20 protein-coding genes, 1 other RNA gene, 1 pseudogene and 2 riboswitches are annotated in these 19,727 nt (G+C 36.0%); of the genes and pseudogenes, 15 read left to right on the plus strand and 7 right to left on the minus strand.

The genetic code is table 11. The annotated features are described in order from the left end of the window. Positions 1-617 precede the first annotated feature (617 nt). The 5 genes from G3O09_RS15270 to G3O09_RS15290 all read left to right on the plus strand — a co-directional run bounded on the left by G3O09_RS15270 (position 618) and on the right by G3O09_RS15290 (position 7,293). Positions 618-2,120: a glycosyl hydrolase family 18 protein gene (locus tag G3O09_RS15270; protein ID WP_240338456.1), complete on the plus strand. Its 1,503-nt coding sequence runs from the start codon at positions 618-620 to the stop codon at positions 2,118-2,120. A gap of 54 nt (positions 2,121-2,174) precedes the next feature. Next, positions 2,175-2,370: non-coding RNA, 6S RNA (ssrS, locus tag G3O09_RS15275), on the plus strand. 1,000 nt (positions 2,371-3,370) lie between these two features. Further along, entirely contained in the window at positions 3,371-4,561 is a 1,191-nt protein-coding gene (locus tag G3O09_RS15280; protein ID WP_163102357.1) for a M14 family metallopeptidase, read from the plus strand. A 114-nt stretch (positions 4,562-4,675) separates the two neighbouring features. Beyond that, on the plus strand, positions 4,676-5,716 hold the full coding sequence (locus G3O09_RS15285) for an FUSC family protein (RefSeq protein ID WP_240338457.1): 1,041 nt from the start codon (positions 4,676-4,678) through the stop codon (positions 5,714-5,716). Between the two features lie 128 nt (positions 5,717-5,844). Next, complete coding sequence (locus tag G3O09_RS15290) at positions 5,845-7,293, plus strand: flavin monoamine oxidase family protein (RefSeq protein WP_163102358.1); 1,449 nt, start codon at positions 5,845-5,847, stop codon at positions 7,291-7,293. Positions 7,294-7,414: 121 nt separating this feature from the next. Here the strand turns inward: G3O09_RS15290 and G3O09_RS15295 are convergent, their stop codons facing one another. Together G3O09_RS15295 and G3O09_RS15300 are read right to left on the minus strand one after the other, a co-directional pair. Continuing rightward, entirely contained in the window at positions 7,415-7,777 is a 363-nt protein-coding gene (locus G3O09_RS15295; RefSeq protein ID WP_163102359.1) for a VOC family protein, read from the minus strand. Positions 7,778-7,818: 41 nt separating this feature from the next. After that, positions 7,819-8,655: an AraC family transcriptional regulator gene (locus G3O09_RS15300; RefSeq protein ID WP_163102360.1), complete on the minus strand. Its 837-nt coding sequence runs from the start codon at positions 8,653-8,655 to the stop codon at positions 7,819-7,821. Positions 8,656-8,800: 145 nt separating this feature from the next. Here G3O09_RS15300 and G3O09_RS15305 point away from each other — a divergent pair, with 145 nt between their 5' ends. After that, complete coding sequence (locus tag G3O09_RS15305; protein WP_163102361.1) at positions 8,801-9,766, plus strand: quinone oxidoreductase family protein; 966 nt, start codon at positions 8,801-8,803, stop codon at positions 9,764-9,766. A 154-nt stretch (positions 9,767-9,920) separates the two neighbouring features. On the opposite strand, the gene G3O09_RS15310 is transcribed toward G3O09_RS15305, so the two are convergent. Further along, a complete protein-coding gene (locus G3O09_RS15310) occupies positions 9,921-10,097 on the minus strand; it encodes a DUF2187 family protein (protein ID WP_163102362.1) in 177 nt (58 codons plus the stop codon). A 179-nt stretch (positions 10,098-10,276) separates the two neighbouring features. On the opposite strand from G3O09_RS15310, the pseudogene G3O09_RS22530 reads away from it, so the two are divergent. Continuing rightward, positions 10,277-10,495: pseudogene (locus tag G3O09_RS22530) on the plus strand (hypothetical protein); the annotation flags it as partial. Positions 10,496-10,825: 330 nt separating this feature from the next. Here the strand turns inward: G3O09_RS22530 and G3O09_RS15315 are convergent. Next, entirely contained in the window at positions 10,826-11,134 is a 309-nt protein-coding gene (locus G3O09_RS15315) for a spore coat protein (protein ID WP_163102363.1), read from the minus strand. A gap of 13 nt (positions 11,135-11,147) precedes the next feature. After that, positions 11,148-11,453: a hypothetical protein gene (locus G3O09_RS15320; RefSeq protein WP_240338462.1), complete on the minus strand. Its 306-nt coding sequence runs from the start codon at positions 11,451-11,453 to the stop codon at positions 11,148-11,150. Between the two features lie 155 nt (positions 11,454-11,608). Further along, a riboswitch (PreQ1 riboswitch) is annotated at positions 11,609-11,652 on the plus strand. Between the two features lie 99 nt (positions 11,653-11,751). Between G3O09_RS15320 and queC the strand changes: the two genes are divergently transcribed. The 4 genes from queC to queF are packed head-to-tail and all read left to right on the plus strand — an operon-like array spanning position 11,752 to position 14,083. Further along, positions 11,752-12,411 carry a 7-cyano-7-deazaguanine synthase QueC gene (gene queC / locus G3O09_RS15325; protein ID WP_163102364.1) on the plus strand — a complete coding sequence of 220 codons (660 nt, stop codon included), beginning with the start codon at positions 11,752-11,754 and terminating at the stop codon, positions 12,409-12,411. Next, positions 12,408-12,848, plus strand: coding sequence for a 6-pyruvoyl trahydropterin synthase family protein (locus G3O09_RS15330; RefSeq protein WP_163102365.1), 441 nt, complete (start codon positions 12,408-12,410; stop codon positions 12,846-12,848). The genes queC and G3O09_RS15330 overlap by 4 nt, the downstream gene beginning before the upstream one ends. Further along, complete coding sequence (gene queE, locus G3O09_RS15335; RefSeq protein ID WP_163102366.1) at positions 12,845-13,573, plus strand: 7-carboxy-7-deazaguanine synthase QueE; 729 nt, start codon at positions 12,845-12,847, stop codon at positions 13,571-13,573. The genes G3O09_RS15330 and queE overlap by 4 nt, the downstream gene beginning before the upstream one ends. A 12-nt stretch (positions 13,574-13,585) precedes the next feature. After that, positions 13,586-14,083, plus strand: coding sequence for a preQ(1) synthase (gene queF, locus G3O09_RS15340; protein ID WP_163102367.1), 498 nt, complete (start codon positions 13,586-13,588; stop codon positions 14,081-14,083). Between the two features lie 296 nt (positions 14,084-14,379). Here queF and G3O09_RS15345 read toward each other — a convergent pair whose 3' ends face one another. Beyond that, positions 14,380-15,261 carry a sulfite exporter TauE/SafE family protein gene (locus G3O09_RS15345; RefSeq protein ID WP_163102368.1) on the minus strand — a complete coding sequence of 294 codons (882 nt, stop codon included), beginning with the start codon at positions 15,259-15,261 and terminating at the stop codon, positions 14,380-14,382. A 482-nt stretch (positions 15,262-15,743) separates the two neighbouring features. On the opposite strand from G3O09_RS15345, the gene G3O09_RS15350 reads away from it, so the two are divergent. After that, positions 15,744-15,929: a hypothetical protein gene (locus G3O09_RS15350; protein WP_163102369.1), complete on the plus strand. Its 186-nt coding sequence runs from the start codon at positions 15,744-15,746 to the stop codon at positions 15,927-15,929. Between the two features lie 544 nt (positions 15,930-16,473). Here G3O09_RS15350 and G3O09_RS15355 read toward each other — a convergent pair. Beyond that, positions 16,474-17,022 (minus strand): undecaprenyl-diphosphatase, encoded by a 549-nt coding sequence (locus tag G3O09_RS15355; RefSeq protein WP_163102420.1) that lies wholly within the window; start codon positions 17,020-17,022, stop codon positions 16,474-16,476. Between the two features lie 202 nt (positions 17,023-17,224). Here G3O09_RS15355 and G3O09_RS15360 point away from each other — a divergent pair, with 202 nt between their 5' ends. From G3O09_RS15360 to G3O09_RS15370, 3 genes are all read left to right on the plus strand, one after another. Then, a complete protein-coding gene (locus G3O09_RS15360; protein ID WP_163102370.1) occupies positions 17,225-17,641 on the plus strand; it encodes a GNAT family N-acetyltransferase in 417 nt (138 codons plus the stop codon). Between the two features lie 39 nt (positions 17,642-17,680). After that, a complete protein-coding gene (locus G3O09_RS15365) occupies positions 17,681-18,052 on the plus strand; it encodes a nucleotide excision repair endonuclease (protein WP_163102371.1) in 372 nt (123 codons plus the stop codon). Between the two features lie 100 nt (positions 18,053-18,152). After that, positions 18,153-19,361: an MFS transporter gene (locus tag G3O09_RS15370; protein WP_163102372.1), complete on the plus strand. Its 1,209-nt coding sequence runs from the start codon at positions 18,153-18,155 to the stop codon at positions 19,359-19,361. Positions 19,362-19,480: 119 nt separating this feature from the next. Then, a riboswitch (cobalamin riboswitch) is annotated at positions 19,481-19,660 on the plus strand. The last annotated feature ends 67 nt before the right edge of the window (positions 19,661-19,727 follow it).

The raw sequence follows: 19,727 nt of genomic DNA on the forward strand, positions 1-19,727 counted from the left end.
AATTAAAGGGAAATAGGGCTTAGAGGGAAACAATCCTAAATATACTGAAATGAGTTATGACCACCAAAGGCGTGGTCTTTTTTTTTGTGAAAAGTTGGCTTTCTTAGTATTAACACTTCCTATAAATTGCTGTTTACACTATGAATTCAGTAGCTTTAGAATGTATCAAAAATATTTTCTACCAATCTGCCTACTCCTCGTAATAACCAGAAAATTATTCTGAAGGGTAGCAATAACAATTCAGGTATCCAGAACAGAACATCAAAAATTAAATCAAAAAACGTATAATGATCGCTATCTTTCTTATATTTTCTCATTTTCTGTTTCTTTTTAGTCCACCATTCACGCATTGTTTATTTCATATCCTTTCGTTGGTATTTATTTTTTTCTACGACTTAGCTGTAATTACGTTGTACTTCCTTTAAAGTTTCATTAACGAGAGATGATTTATACACTCGTTACAGAACGAATATAATCATCAATCTAAAATTCTTTTAAGTAGTAGGAATTTTTCCTCATTTGACCTTCCACAAAGCACCACTATGAATCTATGGATAAACGGGTGTAAAATAAACAAGTGAAAATATAACTAAAAATTAGAGTGGGAGACTAAAAAAGTGAAAAAGTTACTAACCATCTTTATCTCCGGCATTCTCTTATTAAGTATTGTTCCTATAAAAGGAAAAGCAGTTAATCAAAACTTTACAATTGGTACTGTCATTGATGACAACGCTAATTTATATATATCACCTGATTTAAAGTCTTCAGTAATTGCAGTTCTTAAAAAAGACGAGGAATTTCCTATAATTGCATCTTCATCCGGGATTACAACGCCAACCTATCATAAAGTTACGTCCGGCAACACTTTAGCGAAAGTAGCTAAACAATATGGGACTACAGTACAGGATTTACAAAAGGAAAATCATTTAACATCAAGTAAAATAATCTCTGGGCAAGCACTGAGGATTCCACAGAAATATTCAATTCACGCTGTTCAATCAGGAGAATCGTTATGGAAAATTGCCAATAAGTTTGGAGTTACTGTTTCTGACTTGAAAAAGGTTAATTCCTTAAAAAACGAGCATTTAGCGATTGGACAACCAATCAGGATACCGGATTATTTTTGCCAAGTCCAAATTCTGGGAGGTACGAAAGGGTGGATTAAGAAGTCACAACTTCAAGTAAGCAGCAAGGATAGAGTAGTTATGGGCTGGACTACCCCAGGTACTAATTTAAGTTATGAAAAAAATAACCCAGTAAATGTTGTTTCTCCTCGTTGGTATACGCTAGTCAACTCTGGCAAAATGGTAACGTCCACTGAAGATGCGGTATATGTAGAAAATGCCCATAAAAAAGGAAAAAAAGTATGGCCATTAATTGGTAATTTATTCGATCCAGATTTAACAGACGCAATTTTAAGTGATTCAAAAAAAAGACAAACACTTGTTTTAACATTGCGTGATTCTTTAGTTAAAACAAAGAGTGATGGGATCAATGTTGACTTTGAGAACATCAACCCTAAGAATAAACAGGATTTTGTTCAATTTATCAGTGAACTTAAGCATGCTCTTCAGCCTTACGGAATAACTCTTTCCGTCGATGTAACGCGACAAAACGAAGACCCTTTTTGGTCAGGGAGCTTTGATCGGAAAGAACTGGGCAAAATAGCGGACTATATAGTGATTATGGGATACGACGAACATTGGGGAACAAGTCCAAAAGCAGGTTCAGTATCATCATTGCCATGGATTCAAGAAGGTCTCCAATTATTAATGCAAGAAGTTCCCACTCACAAAATCCTGTTAGGTGTCCCTTTTTACACAAGAGAATGGGTAACGGACCACTCGACGCAAACAGTGAAAAGTCATGACCGAACCATGCACCAAATCAATCAGCTTATTGCATCTAAAGGACTCAAGAAGGTCTGGGATCAAAAAGCCTCTCAACATTATGTTGAATACTCAACCGCCAGTGAAAAGCACCAAATCTGGATAGAAGACAAAACTTCCATGGGAAAACGAGTTGACCTCGTGAAACAATTCCATCTTGGCGGGACTTCAGCGTGGTATCTTGGCTCTGAAACTCAAGATATTTGGGAAGTATTCAACTTTACCAACTAAGGGAAGGGAGCGACTTCCATTTGACCAATGAGAACAAATGAGGTAATATACTAATACAAGCTGCGTTGTACGTATTGATAATAAAGTTTTAACCTTTAAGCTGTAATAGGGAGTTTTATATAAAAACTCGAATGACAAGCATCTGTCTATAAGACAAGGATGACAAGCAGGATGGTTTTTGCGAACACCCACTTTGAGGAGTGGTGGTTTAAAACTTTCTTACGCAAAATACGGCAAATGCGGCTTTTTAAATCGACGACAGCAAACCAGCTTCCAACGGAAGCTGGTTTTTTTATTTATCCTTCACTTTATCCCGTTTATCGATCACTTTTATTCTCAATCCTTCAGAAGAAATGTGATATCCTTCACATTAGGGAGGTGGAAATTTAAGGATTGAGATGTAGTAGATTTATCATGCACAATACCCACTTTATCCATCACATACCTCCGTTTATCATTCACATCTGGGGGATTTACCCTTCACTTTTTAAAAAATATCCTTCACTTTTCGCGAAAATGCAGAATTTATCCCTCACTTTATCATTTTACCGATCACTTATAATCTATATCCTTCAGATGAAAGGTGATATCCTTCACTTTTAGGAAAGTGAAACTTAAATGATGGCGATGTAGTAGATTTATCATGCACAATACCCACTTTATCCATCACATAGCACCGATTATCCTTCACTTCTAGGGGATTTACCCTTCACTTTTTAAAAAATACCCTTCACTTTTCGCGAAAATGCAGAATTTATCCTTCACTTTATCAATTTACCGATTACTAATGATTTATATCCTTCAGATGAAAGGTGATATCCTTTACTTTTAGGTAAGTGAAATTTAAATGATGGCGATGGAGTAGATTTATCATGCACAATACCCATTTTATCCATCACATAGCCCCTATTATCCTTCACTTCTAGGGGATTTGCCCATCACTTTTAAAAAAATATCCTTCACTTTTCGCGAAAATGCAGAACTTATCCTTCACTTTATCTTGGTTATCAATCACTTTTGATCAATATCCTTCAGATGAAAGGTGATATCCTTCACATTTTCCCTTGATCCAATTCTTAAACTAAATTACCCTCCCATCAACACGTTCCCAGAAGAGAGCGTCATTGTACTCTGTATCAATTCACCCTCAATTTTTCCTTCCTTAGTACTTTTGAATTGAAACCAACCATAATTCTGATCCTGAAGCATACATTTTGATAAGGGCAACTTTGAATAACAGGAGGAGTGGTATGGACGTTTATGTTAGGCAGGGGGATTCATTTTGGTATTATAGCCAGTTGTTCAAGATGAATTTTCAACTTATTGTTGATTCCAATAGTGGCGTAAATCCGAATCAACTTTCTATTGGACAGCGAGTTCGAATTCCCGGCTATGTTGGAATTGCATATCAAATTAAGCAAGGTGATTCCTTGTGGCAGATTGCTCAAAGTCGAAAACTATCGCTGGATGCAATATTGGTTGCCAATCGGGATATCAATCCGAATTCACTTCAGGTTGGTCAAACGATTAGGGTGCCGTTAAGGATTACATGGCCATTAGTGAAGGGGAAGCAGGAATATTCGTTTGAGACGATGATGAATGACATTGCGAGATTACATCGCGTTTATCCATTTATACAGGTGCCGATGATTGGGAAATCAGTTTTAGGAAAGGATATCCCTGAGGTCCTTATTGGAAAAGGGGATAAAAGAGTACATTATAATGGCTCATTCCACGCAAATGAGTGGATCACAACGCCTGTTGTCATGACATTCTTGAATGAATATTTACTCGCTCTTACGAATCAAACATCAATCCGTGGCATCTCCATGTTTCCTCAATATCAGCAGACGATGTTATCCATTGTTCCGATGGTGAATCCGGATGGGGTGAATTTAGTATTAAATGGTCCTCCACCAACGGAACCATGGAGAAGTAGAGTAATCCAATGGAATAAAGGCAGTACTGATTTTTCTGGATGGAAAGCAAATATAAGGGGAGTGGATTTGAACGATCAATTCCCTGCACTTTGGGAGCGAGAGGTAGCTAGAAATCCTAAGGAGCCGGGTCCTAGAGACTATCCTGGTCCAAAGCCTTTTAGTGAGCCTGAAGCAATAGCAATGGGGGATTTGACCAGAAGACGAGACTTTGCAAGAGTGCTGGCGTTTCATACTCAAGGAGAGGTTATTTATTGGGGCTTTCAAGATCTTGAACCACCGGAGTCAGAAGTAATCGTAAATGAATTTGCAAGAGTCAGTGGGTATGAGCCTGTCAAAACAATTGAGAGTTATGCTGGATATAAAGACTGGTTTATCCAGGACTGGAGAAGACCAGGCTTTACTGTTGAGCTTGGTAGTGGAGTCAACCCGTTACCAATCGAACAGTTTGATGAAATTTATCGAAAAACATTGGGTATCTTTTTAGCGGGGTTATATATGTGAAATGAAAGACAAAAAACTAGCTATTAAATGTTGGCTAGTTTTTTTATGCATTCTGAATTTCAATATAGTATGATGTAAAGGAACTATTCAGCATATGAAAGTTGGGGATAGGTTTTGATTACTCTTGGTCCACGCGTGATAAAAACAGGACTTGCTGTCGTGTTAGCATTATACATTAGTAAATGGCTAGGATTAGAAAATTCTGTATTTGCGGCTGTGGCTGCGACACTGACGATTCAGCCATCTATATATCGTTCATGGAAACAAGTCATTGAACAAGTTCAAGCGAATGCATTGGGTGCAACCATAGCGGTTGCTTCCATTTATTTATTTGGTAACAACCCAATCATTATAGGGCTCGTCATGATCATCGTAATTGCAGTCTGCTTAAAGCTGAAAATGGAAGGAGCCATTTCTCTAACCTTAATTACGGTATTAGTGATGATGAGTTCACATGCTTATGAGGGAATTCTGGCAGCAGCTAATAAATTTGTCGTTGTATTGGTCGGAATGGGATCTGCATTCCTAGTGAATTTAATCATTTCTCCACCTAACTATCAGAAGAATTACTTGGAAAAACTTGATTCGACGTTCAGGAACATGTCCCTTCTATTACGAACAGCGATTTCAAATGAACTAACCGAAAAATCGTTTCAGGAACAATGGGAAGCATTTAGAAAGGATATTAAGAAACTTGAGGATTTATATAATATCCTAGATGAAGAAAGAAGGAAATTTTCTAAACTCAAGCCAGTGGATGCAAGGGAGATTGTTGTCTTTAAACAAATGTTAACCTCACTACAGCATGGTTTAAGATTATTAGATTTGATTGATAGTCATTTCTTTCGCAGTAAGCCTGAAAAAGGTGTAGTAGAGTTATTTGATAAGCATTTAGAAAAACTAATAAACGATCATGAAATCATTTTTCTAAAATACGACGGGAAAATCAAAGAGAATGAACCTAGTAATGATAAGGAATACACGATTGCAAGCAAAAATTTTCTTGAAAAAATCATTGGGGCCAATTTAATTGAAGATTATCAAAAATTAGGACTCGTAGTTATCGCTTCTGCTTTCTATGAGTATTCATTTGAATTAGAAAGATTGAATCAAATAATTGAACAATATTCGAGACGTAAAAGTAAAATGGAATAAGAGTTAAGCTAAGCTGCCAATAACAACGGCAGTTTTTTATTTGGGTAATTCATACTATTGTAAACAATTCATAGGCATCCATCTAATGGAATATATTTCTATAAATCCTTTTACCAAGGAGAGAAGAGATGCCGAAAAACAAAAATGTTCAATTATCTTCTGAACAAATGATTCAAATTATTAAGAATGGACTTCCCGAAACAAAATCCTCTAAACATATTATCATCGTTGGTGCTGGAATGGCTGGCCTTGTAGCAGCCTCCTTGTTAAAGGACGCTGGCCACAAAGTTACCATTCTGGAAGCGAATAATAGAATTGGTGGACGAGTTTTCACTTCACGCTCACCGTTTAGCAAAGGATTATATTTTAATGCTGGCCCGATGCGTATTTCTGATTTACACTTTTTAACCTTTGAATACATTAAAAAGTTTTCTTTACCTACAAATCTATTCATTAACAGAACAAATTTAGATATTATTTATGCTAATGGAATCAAAACACGGTTGGACCAGTATGAAAAAAACCCCGATATGCTTAATTATCCAGTAGCCCCAAATGAAAAAGGGAAATCTTCGGAGGAATTATTACTTTCTGCGGTCCAGCCAATCATTGATTTCATAAATCAAGATCCAACTAAAAATTGGAAGATTGTTGAAAGTCAGTATGAAAACTATTCTTTAGGAAACTTTCTCAACATGTATTTTTCTGATGGAGCAATTGATATGATAGGTGTTCTCCTTGATTTGGAGGCATTCATGGGAATGTCTTTTATCGAGATTCTAAGAGAAATCATTACTTTCACATCTACAAAAGAATACTATGAGATTACTGGTGGAATGGATTTATTACCCCAATCATTCCTCCCTCAATTAAAAGAAGAAATATTGTTTCATCAAAAAATGACGAAGATTTCACAAACTCCAAACAATGTATCCATTGATTCAATTCATCCAAATACATTTGAGGCGACCTCTACCACAGCTGATTTTGCCATCATTACCATTCCTTTTTCAGCGTTACGTTTCGTACAAATAGAACCATACGATTCTTTTTCTTACTATAAACGAAAAGCGATTCGCGAAATTAACTATATGTCTTCAACAAAAATAGGAATCGAATTCAAAAGTAGGTTTTGGGAAAAAGAAGGACAACGTGGTGGAAAAACTATTACAGAATTGCCAATCCGTTTTACATTTTTCCCTAGCACTGGAATTGGAACTGAAGGCAATGCAGTGATTGTTGCAAGTTATACATGGGCGGATGAAGCATTGACTTGGGATTTTCTACCTGAAAAGGAACGTATTCATTTTGCTTTAACCAATTTAGCAGAAATATACGGAGACCAGGTTTATCAAGAATTCGTAACTGGAAAATCCTTTAGTTGGAGTCATAACCCATATTCGGGAGGAGCTTTTCCAATTCTCGAACCAGGGCAGGAAAAAGAACTGTTTCCACATATACTTACACCTGAGGGTAGAGTTCATTTTGCCGGTGAACATACATCATTGACACACGGCTGGATACAAGGAGCAATTGAATCAGGAATTCGCGTTGCATTTGAAGTGAATAACTTGTAATGGTTTATATTTTTGGATAAAGCAGGTTTAAACGGATTTTATCGAAAAGATAAAAAATGAAATTTTACAACAAGAAAAGTAGTGGATTTCCAAAAAAGAAATTCACTACTTTTTATAATTTCTAGCCCTTCATAATATACTGATTTCCGTCTTCGTCTTTAAACTGTACGAAGGTACCCCACTGCATTTCTTTTGGCTCTTCGATAAATTCCACACCATTTGATTTCATCGTTTCGTAAGTACCAAGAACGTCTTCACATTCAAAAACGATCGAAGCTTTCAGTTCATTCCAATTTGGCATCATGGATTTAGGATAAATAACTAAGTGTGAGTCTGCACCTTTAGGAGCGACCTCTAGCCAAGATGCATTAGGACCCATCGGGAATTCCGCATTGACTTCAAATCCAACCTTGTTTGTCCAAAAATCTTTTGCCTTTTGTTGGTCTTCAACATAAACTGCTACTGTTGCTATTTTTTTGATCATTATATTTTCCTCCTCATTTTGTCTTTGCAATTTGAATTCTATCAAGGTTTTAAAGATTCATCTTGTAAAAAAACGACATTCTTGTTCGAAGTATCTATCTTTTTACTTCGATCCAACATCCATTTTTTATATTCATTTGGAGTTAAGCCAAGTCTTTCTTTAAAATCCTTTGAGAAATGCGAGTAGTCGAAGTATCCAAATTCATTCATACAATCATGCAAATCCAATGATGGATTAAAGAATAGTTTTAGACGCACTTGATTGAATCGCGCTACTTTACTTAGCTTTTTGGCAGATAAACCGATAAGATCAGAACATTTTCTTTCAAATTGTCTTGGGGAATAGTGGCTTTCTTTTATAACAGTCTGTACATCTTGATTAATGGGATTAGAATATAGCTTCGATAATAGTTCAATAAACTCAAGTTCTTTTTCAATCTTATTGATATCGAACCGTTCTAATATAAACCCTTTTAGGATTCCTATTCCTTCCTCTAACTCAGCCTTTTCCAATTCTTTCTCAATATTTTCAATACCTTTTAAAAGAATAGACAATGGTAAAAATTGATCCTTAAGCAAATTAATTTTTTCTTCGAGGACTGGTATTAATCCCCATGGTTTAAAGCGTATCCCAAATAATCGGATTTCACCATTCCCCTCTAAGAAATGGTATTTAGATAATGTTCCAATTAAACAGGCAGTTGGTAATGTCTGACCTTGGCTTTTATATTGACTACCATAATGAATAATCATTTCATGACATCCATCTGGCCAAAGAATTTCCCCTGAATCCACATCATTATATGTACGATTCAAGTACCAAAAACATTTTATATATGGTTCCAGCTCAAGTGGAGGCTGTTTTTCGATATATTTCATACATTATTACCCTCTTAGTTCTTTTAATATCACTAATAATAGAATAGGGAGACAACCAACTCAACAGACGAAACCAAAAACTTGAGTTGAGCCAAGGATTCATTTACTATTTAGCTACATTAACATTTGAAACAGAGGTAAAGACATGAAAGCATTAGTTTTTAATAAGTTTGGAGGACCAGAAGTCCTGTATTGTTGTGAAATTCCCGATCCCACCATTAAGCCTGATGAGATTCTGGTAAGAATGAAGGCGATCGGCCTAAATTTTGCCGATGTTTATAGAAGGAAAGGAAACTATCATCTTGTAGGTGAACCGCCTTACATATTGGGGTATGAAGGGGCTGGAGTTGTTGAAAAAGTAGGTTCAAAAGTTACTAATATCAAAGTTGGGGATCGGATTGGTTTTGCCGATGTTCCATTTGCCAATTCTGAACTAGTTGCTGTCCCTATTGAAAAAGCGATTCCAATACCTGATGACATTTCCTTTGAAATTGCATCTTCTGTTTTTCTTCAAGGACTGACAGCTCTATATTTATCCACTGATAGTTATTCAATCAACCCTGGAGATTGGGTTCTTGTTCATGCTGCGGCGGGAGGGGTAGGTCAGCTTCTCGTTCAGATTGCAAAGCTTTCAGGTGGGAAAGTGATTGGTCTAACTTCCTCTAAAGAAAAAGCTTTAGTTGCTCAATCGGCAGGAGCGGAACATGTTTTCTTGTATGAAGAATCATGGGTGGAAAAAATCAAGGAAATTACAGAAGAAAAAGGTGTAGATGTAGTGTACGAGTCAGTAGGTTCTACATTGAATGACAGCTTTGCATCAACTCGTATTGGAGGTACTGTTGTATTTTATGGTATGGCAGGAGGCGATCCAGCACCAGTTGATCCAAGGATGCTCATGGATACATCAAAAACATTAACTGGTGGCGATCTATGGAATGTCCTTACCTCATTTGAAGAAAGAGTTAATCGTTCAAATCAACTTTATCAATGGATTCGTGAGGGGAAACTGAAAATAGAAACTCCTACAACATTTTCTTTGGAGAATGGTCAAGAGGCACACAAGTTGTTGGAGAGCAGAAAAAGTACTGGGAAAATATTATTAATACCTTAAAATGGTTCTCTTAGTAAATCCGTCAATGAATGGCAATATAATTTGCAGACCAAATCGCATTAAGATTTGGTCTTTTCGTATCTTATTAAAATGATGCTATAAGACATTTAAAACAAAATAATTAATAGAAAAAGCGGACATTTTACCCGCTTTTTTATTTTTTCAATTTATAGTTTTTGTGATTAACGACAGTGGTAAGTGGTGCGTTTCTTTCTTTAGAATAACCAAATTCAACAATTACAGAATTTTCTCTAATGACCTTAACGACCCCCTCAAAATTTTCTCCTTCCCGTATAAAAGAAATTGTGTTGCCGATTTCTGCTATTGCCATTTAATCACCCCTCTTCATTTATAATGTCCGAAAATAAGGAGAAATACTGTTAAAAAAAGAGAATATAAAAGGGCTCAATTAGGACGAATAGCTCTAAGGTAAATACTCAATATACGTACTTTCTTTCGTAAAAAAGGAATACGCAAATAGTATGCTCTAATGAAATTAATTGGGTTTAAATTGGATTAAAGTTTCCAGATAGAGAAAGTTCTGAATTAGTATTAAGTAATAACCTTTATATAAACTTTATGGAAGTAGAAATCCTGTTTGATGAAGTTCGGACGACTTACGATGAACTTAGTAAAAATAACGTGGTAAAGTGGATAAGAACTCCGTTTGCAACAGAGTCATGTCATGTCGTTGTAATGGGAGCGTCAGACAAAAATGTATTCGTATAGGTTGGAAAATAAAACAAAGTTTTCAAAACAACTTATTTTATCCAAACAAAAAAGAACTTGGATTTTCTCCAGAGTTCTTTGTATTTTTTATAAAGCTCTTTTCTAAAAGATTGTTGTTTTTTAATTAGTTTTTTTAAGACAAACAGTTATAAACAGGTTGATTGGAGCGGAAGGTGCGAGACCCCTGCGGGAGCAGCGCGACAGGTGAAACCCCAAAGGCATTAGGAGCAGAGGGGGCTCACCGCCCGTCCCGCTGAAAGCGAGCATCCTGGAGAGGAAATCAACCACTCCATTGTAAATTAGCAACTAACTTTACGAAAACAGCCTTTATTAATGAAGATTTTGTTGGATTAGTTGGCTTGTTTGTGTTTTTGTCTGGCTATACTCCTGAATCTGCTTTGAAATATCTGAACTAAGGGCAGGACCTGATGTGTTATACATATTATTTTGTGACATAAAGTTATAGACCTGCCCCTGCAATTGAAGACTATCATTCAATAATAACTGGAACTTCTGTCTTACAACAGGACAATTTGATTCTGTAGTGGCAATTGCATATTCAAAAGAAGTTCGCTTTAAGTCTGCAAGAATTGTATATACAAGATCTTCGTCCTTTAATATGGTATTATGCTGATTCATTTTTTATTGCCTCCTATTGTAAAGGGGATTGGATTCCTTGGTTTTGCTGTTGTTGCATCTGATTTTGCATCATGGTTTGCATTTGAGATTGTTGTTCGGCTTCTTGAACTGTTTTTGGTGCAATGGCAGTATGCTCCTGTAACATTGACAGCAGTTCTTGATAATGCTGCTGGTGTTTCGTTATAAGTTGTTGGCAAAGCTGCTGTACAGCTGGATTACTAGAACTGACTGCTGCTGCTACACATTGTTTTGTCAGCAAATCCTCATTGGACATTGAATCCACAATATATTCTAATTCTTTAGCTGTTAACGGTTTCAAAACAAAACCTCCTAATTATTTATTCCTTTCTATAGTGGATGTTGGCGTGTTTTTCTATTCAATTTCAGTGACAATATTTATCCATTTCCTTAACAACGTAAATATGCTATAGTGTTCAAGGTAAAACTATAAGTAGAAATTCTGTACTGATTTGTGCAGGAGAGGTTCGTGAACTCCCTCTATAAAAAACTAACGAAGGAACGATATCTTCTTTAGGTATGGTTTTTTTCTGTTTTCTTTTGGTGTTAATAGGGTAAGTTCAAGACTTCTCTTTTTTGAATAGAAGGGAAGAAAAAACATGAAGAATGAAAAAGCAGTAGTCGTATTTAGCGGCGGTCAAGATAGCACAACTTGTTTATTTTGGGCAATGAAGGAATTTAAAGAGGTCATTGCCGTGACGTTTGACTATGGTCAACGTCATAAAGCAGAAATTGAATGTGCAAAGACTATTACGAATGAATTAAATATAAAACATCATATTTTAGATATGTCCCTATTGAATCAATTAGCTCCAAATGCATTGACTAGGGATATAGAAATAGAGGAATCTGAGGGTAGTGTCCCAAACACTTTTGTGGATGGCCGCAATCTGCTTTTCCTTTCATTTGCTGGTGTGCTGGCAAAACAGGTTGGAGCAAAGCACATCGTAACAGGTGTTTGTGAAACTGATTTTAGCGGATATCCAGATTGCAGGGATGTATTCATAAAATCACTGAATGTGACACTTAATCTTTCTATGGCTTATGATTTTGTATTAGATACCCCATTAATGTGGTTAAACAAGGCACAGACTTGGGAGCTTGCTGATCAGTTAGGAGCATTCGAATTTGTACGTGAAAAAACGTTGACATGCTATAACGGAATCATAGGAGACGGTTGTGGCGAATGTCCGGCTTGTAAACTCCGTAAAAGAGGTCTGGACGAATATTTAGCAGAAAAAGAAGGTGCAACCCAATGATTCAACAAATCTATCCGGTTGTCTCACATTCTTATCAATATGAATTAAATAAAGACTTTCATTTTGCTGCTGCTCACTATGTCCCACATGAAACAGCTGGTAAATGCCAGCAAATTCATGGGCATACTTACTTTGCCAATGTAACGATTGCGGGTGATGATCTGGATGAATCAGGTTTCCTCGTCAATTTTAAAGATGTAAAAACATTACTACATGATAGATTTGATCACACAATCATGAATGACCATCATGATGTATTTAACGATAAAAACCCTAATGATTTTCCTACAACTGAAGTGACAGCAAGAAAAATGTACGAAATCATCCAGACACATCTGGACCAACTTCCAAATCAACCAAAATGCTTGCAAATCTTTTTACGTGAAACACCAACGAGCTATGTAATATTCAGACCGAAAGCAGCCAAACAGTCATGAAGAAGTTTCCGGTTTTAGAAATTTTTGGACCAACTGTACAAGGTGAAGGAATGGTCGTTGGTCAGAAAACGATGTTTGTTCGAACAGCTGGCTGTGATTACTCTTGCTCGTGGTGTGATTCAGCCTTTACATGGGACGGAAGTGGAAAAGACGATATTGAACAAATGACGTCTGAGCAAATTTGGGAAGAGCTCCGAAAAATTGGTGGCAATTCATTTGGTCATGTCACAATTTCAGGTGGAAATCCTGCACTTTTAACACATCTTAATGAATTGATAGATTTGCTTCATGAAAAAGGTGTGAAAGTCGCAATTGAAACACAGGGAAGTCGTTGGCAGGAATGGTTTGTCGATATTGATGATTTAACGATTTCACCAAAACCACCAAGCTCTACAATGAATACTAACTTTGGAATGTTGGATGAAATCTTGGAAAAGTTACAGGTTGCTGATCGATTTAAGAATGTGAGTTTGAAGGTCGTTGTGTTTGATGACAAGGATCTGGAATATGCAACAGAGGTGCACCAACGTTACCCTCATATTCCTTTCTTTGTTCAAGTGGGGAATGAGGATTTACAAGAAGCTGATTCTACTAAGCTAATGCAGCAATTAATAAAAAAATATGAATGGCTCATCGATCAAACGATGGCCAGTGAAAAACTAGTAAACGTTAGAGTGCTACCTCAGCTACATACATTCGTATGGGGCAATAAACGGGGAGTTTAAGGAGAGATAGACATGGCAGGACGTAAAAATGATGAATTACAAGATATCACATTATTAGGTAACCAGGGTGTGAACTATTTATTTGAATACTCACCAGAAATCCTTGAGACATTTGACAACAAACATCCAGACAGGGATTATTTCGTAAAATTCAACTGTCCAGAGTTTACAAGCTTATGTCCAATTACAGGACAACCAGACTTCGCAACGATCTATATCAGCTACATTCCTGATATTAAAATGGTTGAAAGTAAATCTCTGAAGCTATATTTATTCAGCTTCCGTAACCATGGGGATTTCCACGAAGACTGCATGAACATCATCATGAAAGACCTAATCAAATTGATGGACCCGCGTTACATCGAAGTATGGGGCAAATTCACGCCACGTGGTGGAATCTCCATCGATCCATACACAAACTACGGGAAGCCTGGAACGAAATTCGAACAAATGGCTGAATATAGAATGATGAATCATGATCTATATCCGGAGAAGATTGATAATAGATAATAGATAATCAAAAGAGTCTTAAGAGTTTATTGTCCTTTTACTTAGGACTCTTTTTTTTGTCATTTTTTATGTTTTGGTGATTTCTAGTGGTGACTTCATATGATTTATGATATCCATGTAATAGTATTGAAGGACTGTTAAGGTGTCAGTCAGACTGTTTTTCGTACGAGCCATTTCTTCAGCCTTCTATTCCACATCTTTATACTTATTTTGCCGCCTTCTTACATAAATGAAATTATGGAATATTCAAATATTAAAGGGCCCAATAATGGACCCTTATCTGTGTGAATGAATCATTATGCACTTATTTCTTGTATTTGATATGTTTTGTTTCGCCTTATTGAATAATATATCGCAGAGATCCAGCCAATAAGTATAAATGCATAAATGTATGGAGTCCAATTTGCATCTTCTACCCATGTAGTAATGAGTGTTCGTGAATTTGTTAAAATAATTAATCCACCAACTAAAACACCTAAAAGATGAGCTGGAAGTTTTCTTACTAACCAAGCTGCAATTGGGGCGGAGATAATTCCACCAAGCATAAGTGCAGCTACCCAATACCAATTCACTTGCTCCCATCCTAAGGAAATAAAAAATCCAAGCGTAGCTGAAACTGCAATAGCAAATTCACTCGTATCAACTGTCCCTACAACTTTTCTAGCTGACGTGCCTTGTTTTGATAATAAAACTGGAGTTGCGATTGGACCCCAACCTCCACCACCCGTTGCATCTGCGAATCCTGCAATAAGACCAAGAGGAATTGACTGCTTAAGCGACAAATCAATCGATTTATTTTGAGCCGAGTTCGTAAATTGAAACAAAAATCGGAAAAGAACATACACCCCAAGTAGCAGGAGGAAAATAGCGATGTATGGTTTTACTATATCCCCTGGGAGATTGCTTAAAAAACAAGCTCCAACAAACGCTCCGATCGATCCTGGAATGATTAATCTCAGCACCGTTTGTTTATCAACATTTCCAAATTTAATATGTGCGATGCCAGATGTAGCTGTTGTAACAACTTCTGCTAAATGCACGGATGCAGAGGCAACCGCTGGGAGTATTCCGAATGTTAATAATAATGTAGTTGATGTAACTCCATATGCCATTCCTAGAGCCCCATCAATTAATTGTGCTAAAAAACCAATGGAAGTAAAAATAATTAACTTGCGCATCTTTAACGCCTCCAATTTTAGTCCTAATTAGAATATGAAAAAAACAAAAAGGTCCTTAACAATTGTTAAGGACCTTTGGTTATTCCAATCAGTCTTGTTTTATTTTTTAAAATTATCTTCATTATAAACTATTCCGATTAGATTACAAGGTTTTGTTTTTAAAAATTTTTTTATTTTTACATATGACACTCTATTACTCTAATAATCCCATTAACATGAAAAAGCGAGACTTGTGACCAAATTTCAGCACTCCATTTTACTAAAAATAAACTTCCCCATTTATCTGCAATTTCAGTTTTAAGCATGAAAGCTCAAATCTCTGACTATACTGTTATAAAAAATTTAGTGAGGTAAGTATGCTTTTTAAAAATAAAATTCCATGCTCCACCTGTAAAGGATATTTTTCACGTGTAACTGACAACAACAAGCGAAATGTTTGGACTTGTTTATCCTGTAAGGAGTATTCAATAGATGAAGGGGCAATGAAGTCATTTATTGGAATGAGATTGTGGTTTCATGAGAGGGAAGAGCAAAATATACATCAGTTGATTATGGAGAATGTAAGAAGTATTGAATTAACAGGAAAAAATTGTTTTGTAGTGAATTTCTATGATCAAGAACCTATGTTTCAGAAGGAAAAGCATATTTATTTTGGGATGAATGGATAAATTTATCAGAACATAAAAAATATCAGAACAAAATAAAATCCACGGATGAAAGTGATAATTGATAAGGTATCTTTAGGCTTCCTCAAGATAATGGGGCTTTTAAGTATTTACTTTTTTACTAAACGTAAGAAAAAAACACCTGCAATGTATTAATATTTTTTTAACATTGAAATAAGTTAGCAAATCGGAATGTCTGTTATCGTTAGCATGATTTAACCTAATAAAACTGAGAAAATCAGCTCAAGCATTGAAGCAAGTTGAGCTGATTTTTTATGGTTTGGTTATAAGAAAGAATTGGTTTTATCCATTCCTTTAACTAGAATTCAAACTCTAGACCCCATTTATCTGACACTTTCACTATATTTATCCATCACTTTTCAAAATTTATCCTACACTTTTTCTTGAAAAATCGAATTTTTCCACTTTTAATTCCAGTTAACAATCTAATTTGGAACTTATCCATTTTAATAATTCTTTATCCACGGTTAACCTAGGATATCCGCTAAAATTAGAAGATATCCTCACTTCCCATATTCGCCGATGATTAAGAGACATCCTTCGACTTCCCGGTCATCCCTTTCTCAAAAGCATCCAACAACGAACTAAAGAACCCAACCCTATGAACTACCCAATAAGACATAACCGCCGCAATAATACCAACAACCGCTCCAACCAACACATCGCCAGGATAATGTACTCCAACACCGATTCGTGAAAGACCGACACAAACAGCAATGATGACAAATACAGAACCAACCATTTTTCTAAACAGCCAAATAGTAAAACAGACCGAAAAAAATAAAATAGTATGATCACTCGGAAACGAATTATTGACGCTTTTTTCTATCAGCTGATTGACGTCTGCTAATTCTGCAAATGGTTGGTAATTGCTATAACATAAACCGACTAACTTCCCGATTACTTCAGCCAATCCAAAAGCAACCACAGCGCTCATGACCATCATTCTGTTCTGTTCACGACCCTTAATCCAAAATATGAGAAGGGCAAGTGCTAATAGATAAACGGTATATTCAGCCGTAACTACAAACACTTGATTTAAACCTTCATATTCTTTCCCTAAATCATTGATCATCCTGAAGTATTGAATATTCAACTCTTTCAATGGAAAAATGCCTCCTTGCAAGTCTAATAAGGAGAATATACGTTATCTTCCAATTGTGATGAATTGAAATTGCTTACATGTACCTTACATTTATGTAAGGTAAGAGGATATTGAAGGCAAAAGTCGAATTCGTAATTGGTGTTTAAATAAGATTTTCGGAGTGGATAATACTATGAAATATAAGGTTTCACTTGAAGGGGTTTCTCCAGATCAATTACAGGGATTTTTTGTTGGATGGCCTAATCCACCGAGTCCGGAAACACATTTAAAATTATTAATAAATAGTAATAAGGTTGTGTTAGCGGTTGATGAAGAGATAGATCGTGTGGTTGGCTTCATTACGGCTATCAGTGATGGGGTGTTATCCGCTTATATTCCTTTACTGGAGGTTCTTCCGGAATTTCAAAACAGAGGTATAGGAGCACAATTAGTAAAAAGAATGATCGGTGAACTGAATGAAATTTATATGATTGATTTATTATGTGATGAGAATTTACAGCCTTATTATGAAAAATTAGGGATGAGCAAGTCGAGAGGTATGGTAATTCGAAACTTTAAAAATCAGATTGGAATTAAGGATGAATTGTGATAGTATTAACATTTACAGAAGAAGAGGAAGTGGACTATAGTGATAAAAATTGAAATCCCTACACCGGATGTTACTATTACAGAGCGTAAGCAATCAAAACATGATGAAATTGAGATTCCTTCCATTTATGGATTCATTGATTTCCACCTAATTCCACGTGATAAAGGCGGAGTCTTCATGTTTTATAACATAAATGATGAGCTTTTATTCGTGGGCAAGGCAAGGAAATTAAGACAAAGAATTAAAAAGCATTTCGAGGACAATGTTTCTCCTATTAAAAATCACAGAGACGAAGTATACAAAATCGAAGTTTGTGTGGTTGAAGATCCAACGGAACGTGAAATTTACGAAACATACATTATTAACGAACTTGAGTCAAAATACAATGTAGATAAAGTATTCTATAAATAAAATGTTTAAAGCTTGTGGACGAAATACAGTCCGCAAGCTTTATTGTTTGTGTATGGCTGTTTTCGTAGAGCTTTATGTTTAAAGGGAGGGGAAAAACAACATGACAGCAGATCAACGTAAAAAAATGACAATATTAATGATTAATATGTTTATTGCAATAGGAAGCTTCGGAATCATCATCCCTATCTTACCGGCTTATTTAAAGTCCATTAATCAAGGTGGGGCAGCAGCTGGTTTGATGATTGCTATATTTGCAGGAGCACAGCTGATCTTTTCACCGATTGCTGGAAAATGGGCCGATCAATATGGTAGAAGATTAATGATTATTTACGGATTAACGGGTTTGACTATTTCCATGTTCATTTTCTGGGGTTCAAACTCCATTTGGGTGCTATATTTTTCCCGTGTGGTCGGAGGGATTGGTGCAGCGCTATTGATTCCTGCTATATTCGCTTATGTGGCAGATATTACTACTCTTCAACAACGAGCTAAAGGGAATAGCTTTATCTCTGCTTCAATGTCTCTAGGAATTGTTATCGGTCCTGGAATCGGAGGTTTTCTGGCAGATTTTGGATTGAAAACTCCACTGTTAATTTCCGCGATCGTATCGCTTGTTTCAGTGATTTTTTCAGTAGTGGTCCTGAAAGAAAGTAGAGTACAGCAGGATGCAACAATGAACTCTGTCACAGTAGAAAACGAAACCATGATAAGAAAAATCGGACGTTCTGTAAAAATGCCATTCTTCATTCCTTTAGTCATTACACTTGTGATGAGTTTTGGTCTAATGTCGTACGAATCTATTCTTGGTCTTTTCGTGGACAATCAATTTGGTGCAACACCACAGCAAATTGCATTCATGGTTACATCAACTGGCATCGTTAGCGTTATTGTCCAACTATTTGTTGTAGACAAAGTCGTGAATCGTTTTGGTGAAGTAGCCGTATTGAATTTATTTTTAGCAGTAGCAGCTATTGGTTTCTTCCTTTCCATTTTTGCGTCAAGTTATGCTTTATTCTTTGGGATATCGTTACTTATTTTCCTAGCAACTTCGATATTACGTCCGGTAATCAATACCTTGATTTCAAAACTGGCTGGGAACGAACAAGGTTTTGCGATGGGGATGAATAATGCTTACATGAGTATAGGAAATGTTCTTGGACCAACCTTTGCGGGGTTATTATATGATGTTCAAATCACTTATCCATTCATTCTCGGTCTAATTTTATTATCTGTAACCTTACTAATTACGATTACTTGGCAAAGACGCTCTTTAAAACAAAGGGAGTTCACCAATCCAGAGCAAGTATAAGTAAAAAAAAGCGCTCATGAATTTCAAGAAAAATTCATGGGCATTTTTTGTAAAATTATTTTTGTAGAAAAATATTCATTTACAGAAATTAATGAAAATAGTAAAATTATCGATGGACAACTAAATTGGAAAAAACGGGTATGATAGAGTTATATCATTTAAAAGGGAAGTTGGTGAAAATCCAACGCGGTCCCGCCACTGTAATATGGGAGTGACCTATAAATCCACTGATGGAAATCGGGAAGGAATAGGGAGCATTGATCATAAGCCAGGAGACCTGCCTGTTTTTAAAAAGCACCAATTTCACTACGAGGATAGGTTTGGTGTTAGAGAACGGTATAATTTATTAATCTTAAGATTATGTTT

This window comes from Peribacillus alkalitolerans, from assembly GCF_010882125.1.
In the GTDB taxonomy this organism is placed as follows: Bacteria; Bacillota; Bacilli; order Bacillales; family DSM-1321; genus Bacillus_BN; species Bacillus_BN alkalitolerans.

Excerpts from the sequence above, each read along its gene's own strand:
- queE (WP_163102366.1), top strand. The coding sequence starts at position 12,845 with ATGAAGAAGTTTCCGGTTTTAGAAATTTTTGGACCAACTGTACAAGGT.
- G3O09_RS15350 (WP_163102369.1), top strand. The coding sequence starts at position 15,744 with ATGAAGTCATTTATTGGAATGAGATTGTGGTTTCATGAGAGGGAAGAG.
- queC (WP_163102364.1), top strand. The coding sequence starts at position 11,752 with ATGAAGAATGAAAAAGCAGTAGTCGTATTTAGCGGCGGTCAAGATAGC.
- G3O09_RS15330 (WP_163102365.1), top strand. The coding sequence starts at position 12,408 with ATGATTCAACAAATCTATCCGGTTGTCTCACATTCTTATCAATATGAA.
- G3O09_RS15345 (WP_163102368.1), bottom strand. The coding sequence starts at position 15,261 with ATGCGCAAGTTAATTATTTTTACTTCCATTGGTTTTTTAGCACAATTA.
- G3O09_RS15295 (WP_163102359.1), bottom strand. The coding sequence starts at position 7,777 with ATGATCAAAAAAATAGCAACAGTAGCAGTTTATGTTGAAGACCAACAA.
- G3O09_RS15360 (WP_163102370.1), top strand. The coding sequence starts at position 17,225 with ATGAAATATAAGGTTTCACTTGAAGGGGTTTCTCCAGATCAATTACAG.
- G3O09_RS15305 (WP_163102361.1), top strand. The coding sequence starts at position 8,801 with ATGAAAGCATTAGTTTTTAATAAGTTTGGAGGACCAGAAGTCCTGTAT.
- G3O09_RS15300 (WP_163102360.1), bottom strand. The coding sequence starts at position 8,655 with ATGAAATATATCGAAAAACAGCCTCCACTTGAGCTGGAACCATATATA.
- queF (WP_163102367.1), top strand. The coding sequence starts at position 13,586 with ATGGCAGGACGTAAAAATGATGAATTACAAGATATCACATTATTAGGT.
- G3O09_RS15310 (WP_163102362.1), bottom strand. The coding sequence starts at position 10,097 with ATGGCAATAGCAGAAATCGGCAACACAATTTCTTTTATACGGGAAGGA.
- G3O09_RS15355 (WP_163102420.1), bottom strand. The coding sequence starts at position 17,022 with ATGATCAATGATTTAGGGAAAGAATATGAAGGTTTAAATCAAGTGTTT.
- G3O09_RS15290 (WP_163102358.1), top strand. The coding sequence starts at position 5,845 with ATGCCGAAAAACAAAAATGTTCAATTATCTTCTGAACAAATGATTCAA.
- G3O09_RS15370 (WP_163102372.1), top strand. The coding sequence starts at position 18,153 with ATGACAGCAGATCAACGTAAAAAAATGACAATATTAATGATTAATATG.
- G3O09_RS15315 (WP_163102363.1), bottom strand. The coding sequence starts at position 11,134 with ATGAATCAGCATAATACCATATTAAAGGACGAAGATCTTGTATATACA.
- G3O09_RS15280 (WP_163102357.1), top strand. The coding sequence starts at position 3,371 with ATGGACGTTTATGTTAGGCAGGGGGATTCATTTTGGTATTATAGCCAG.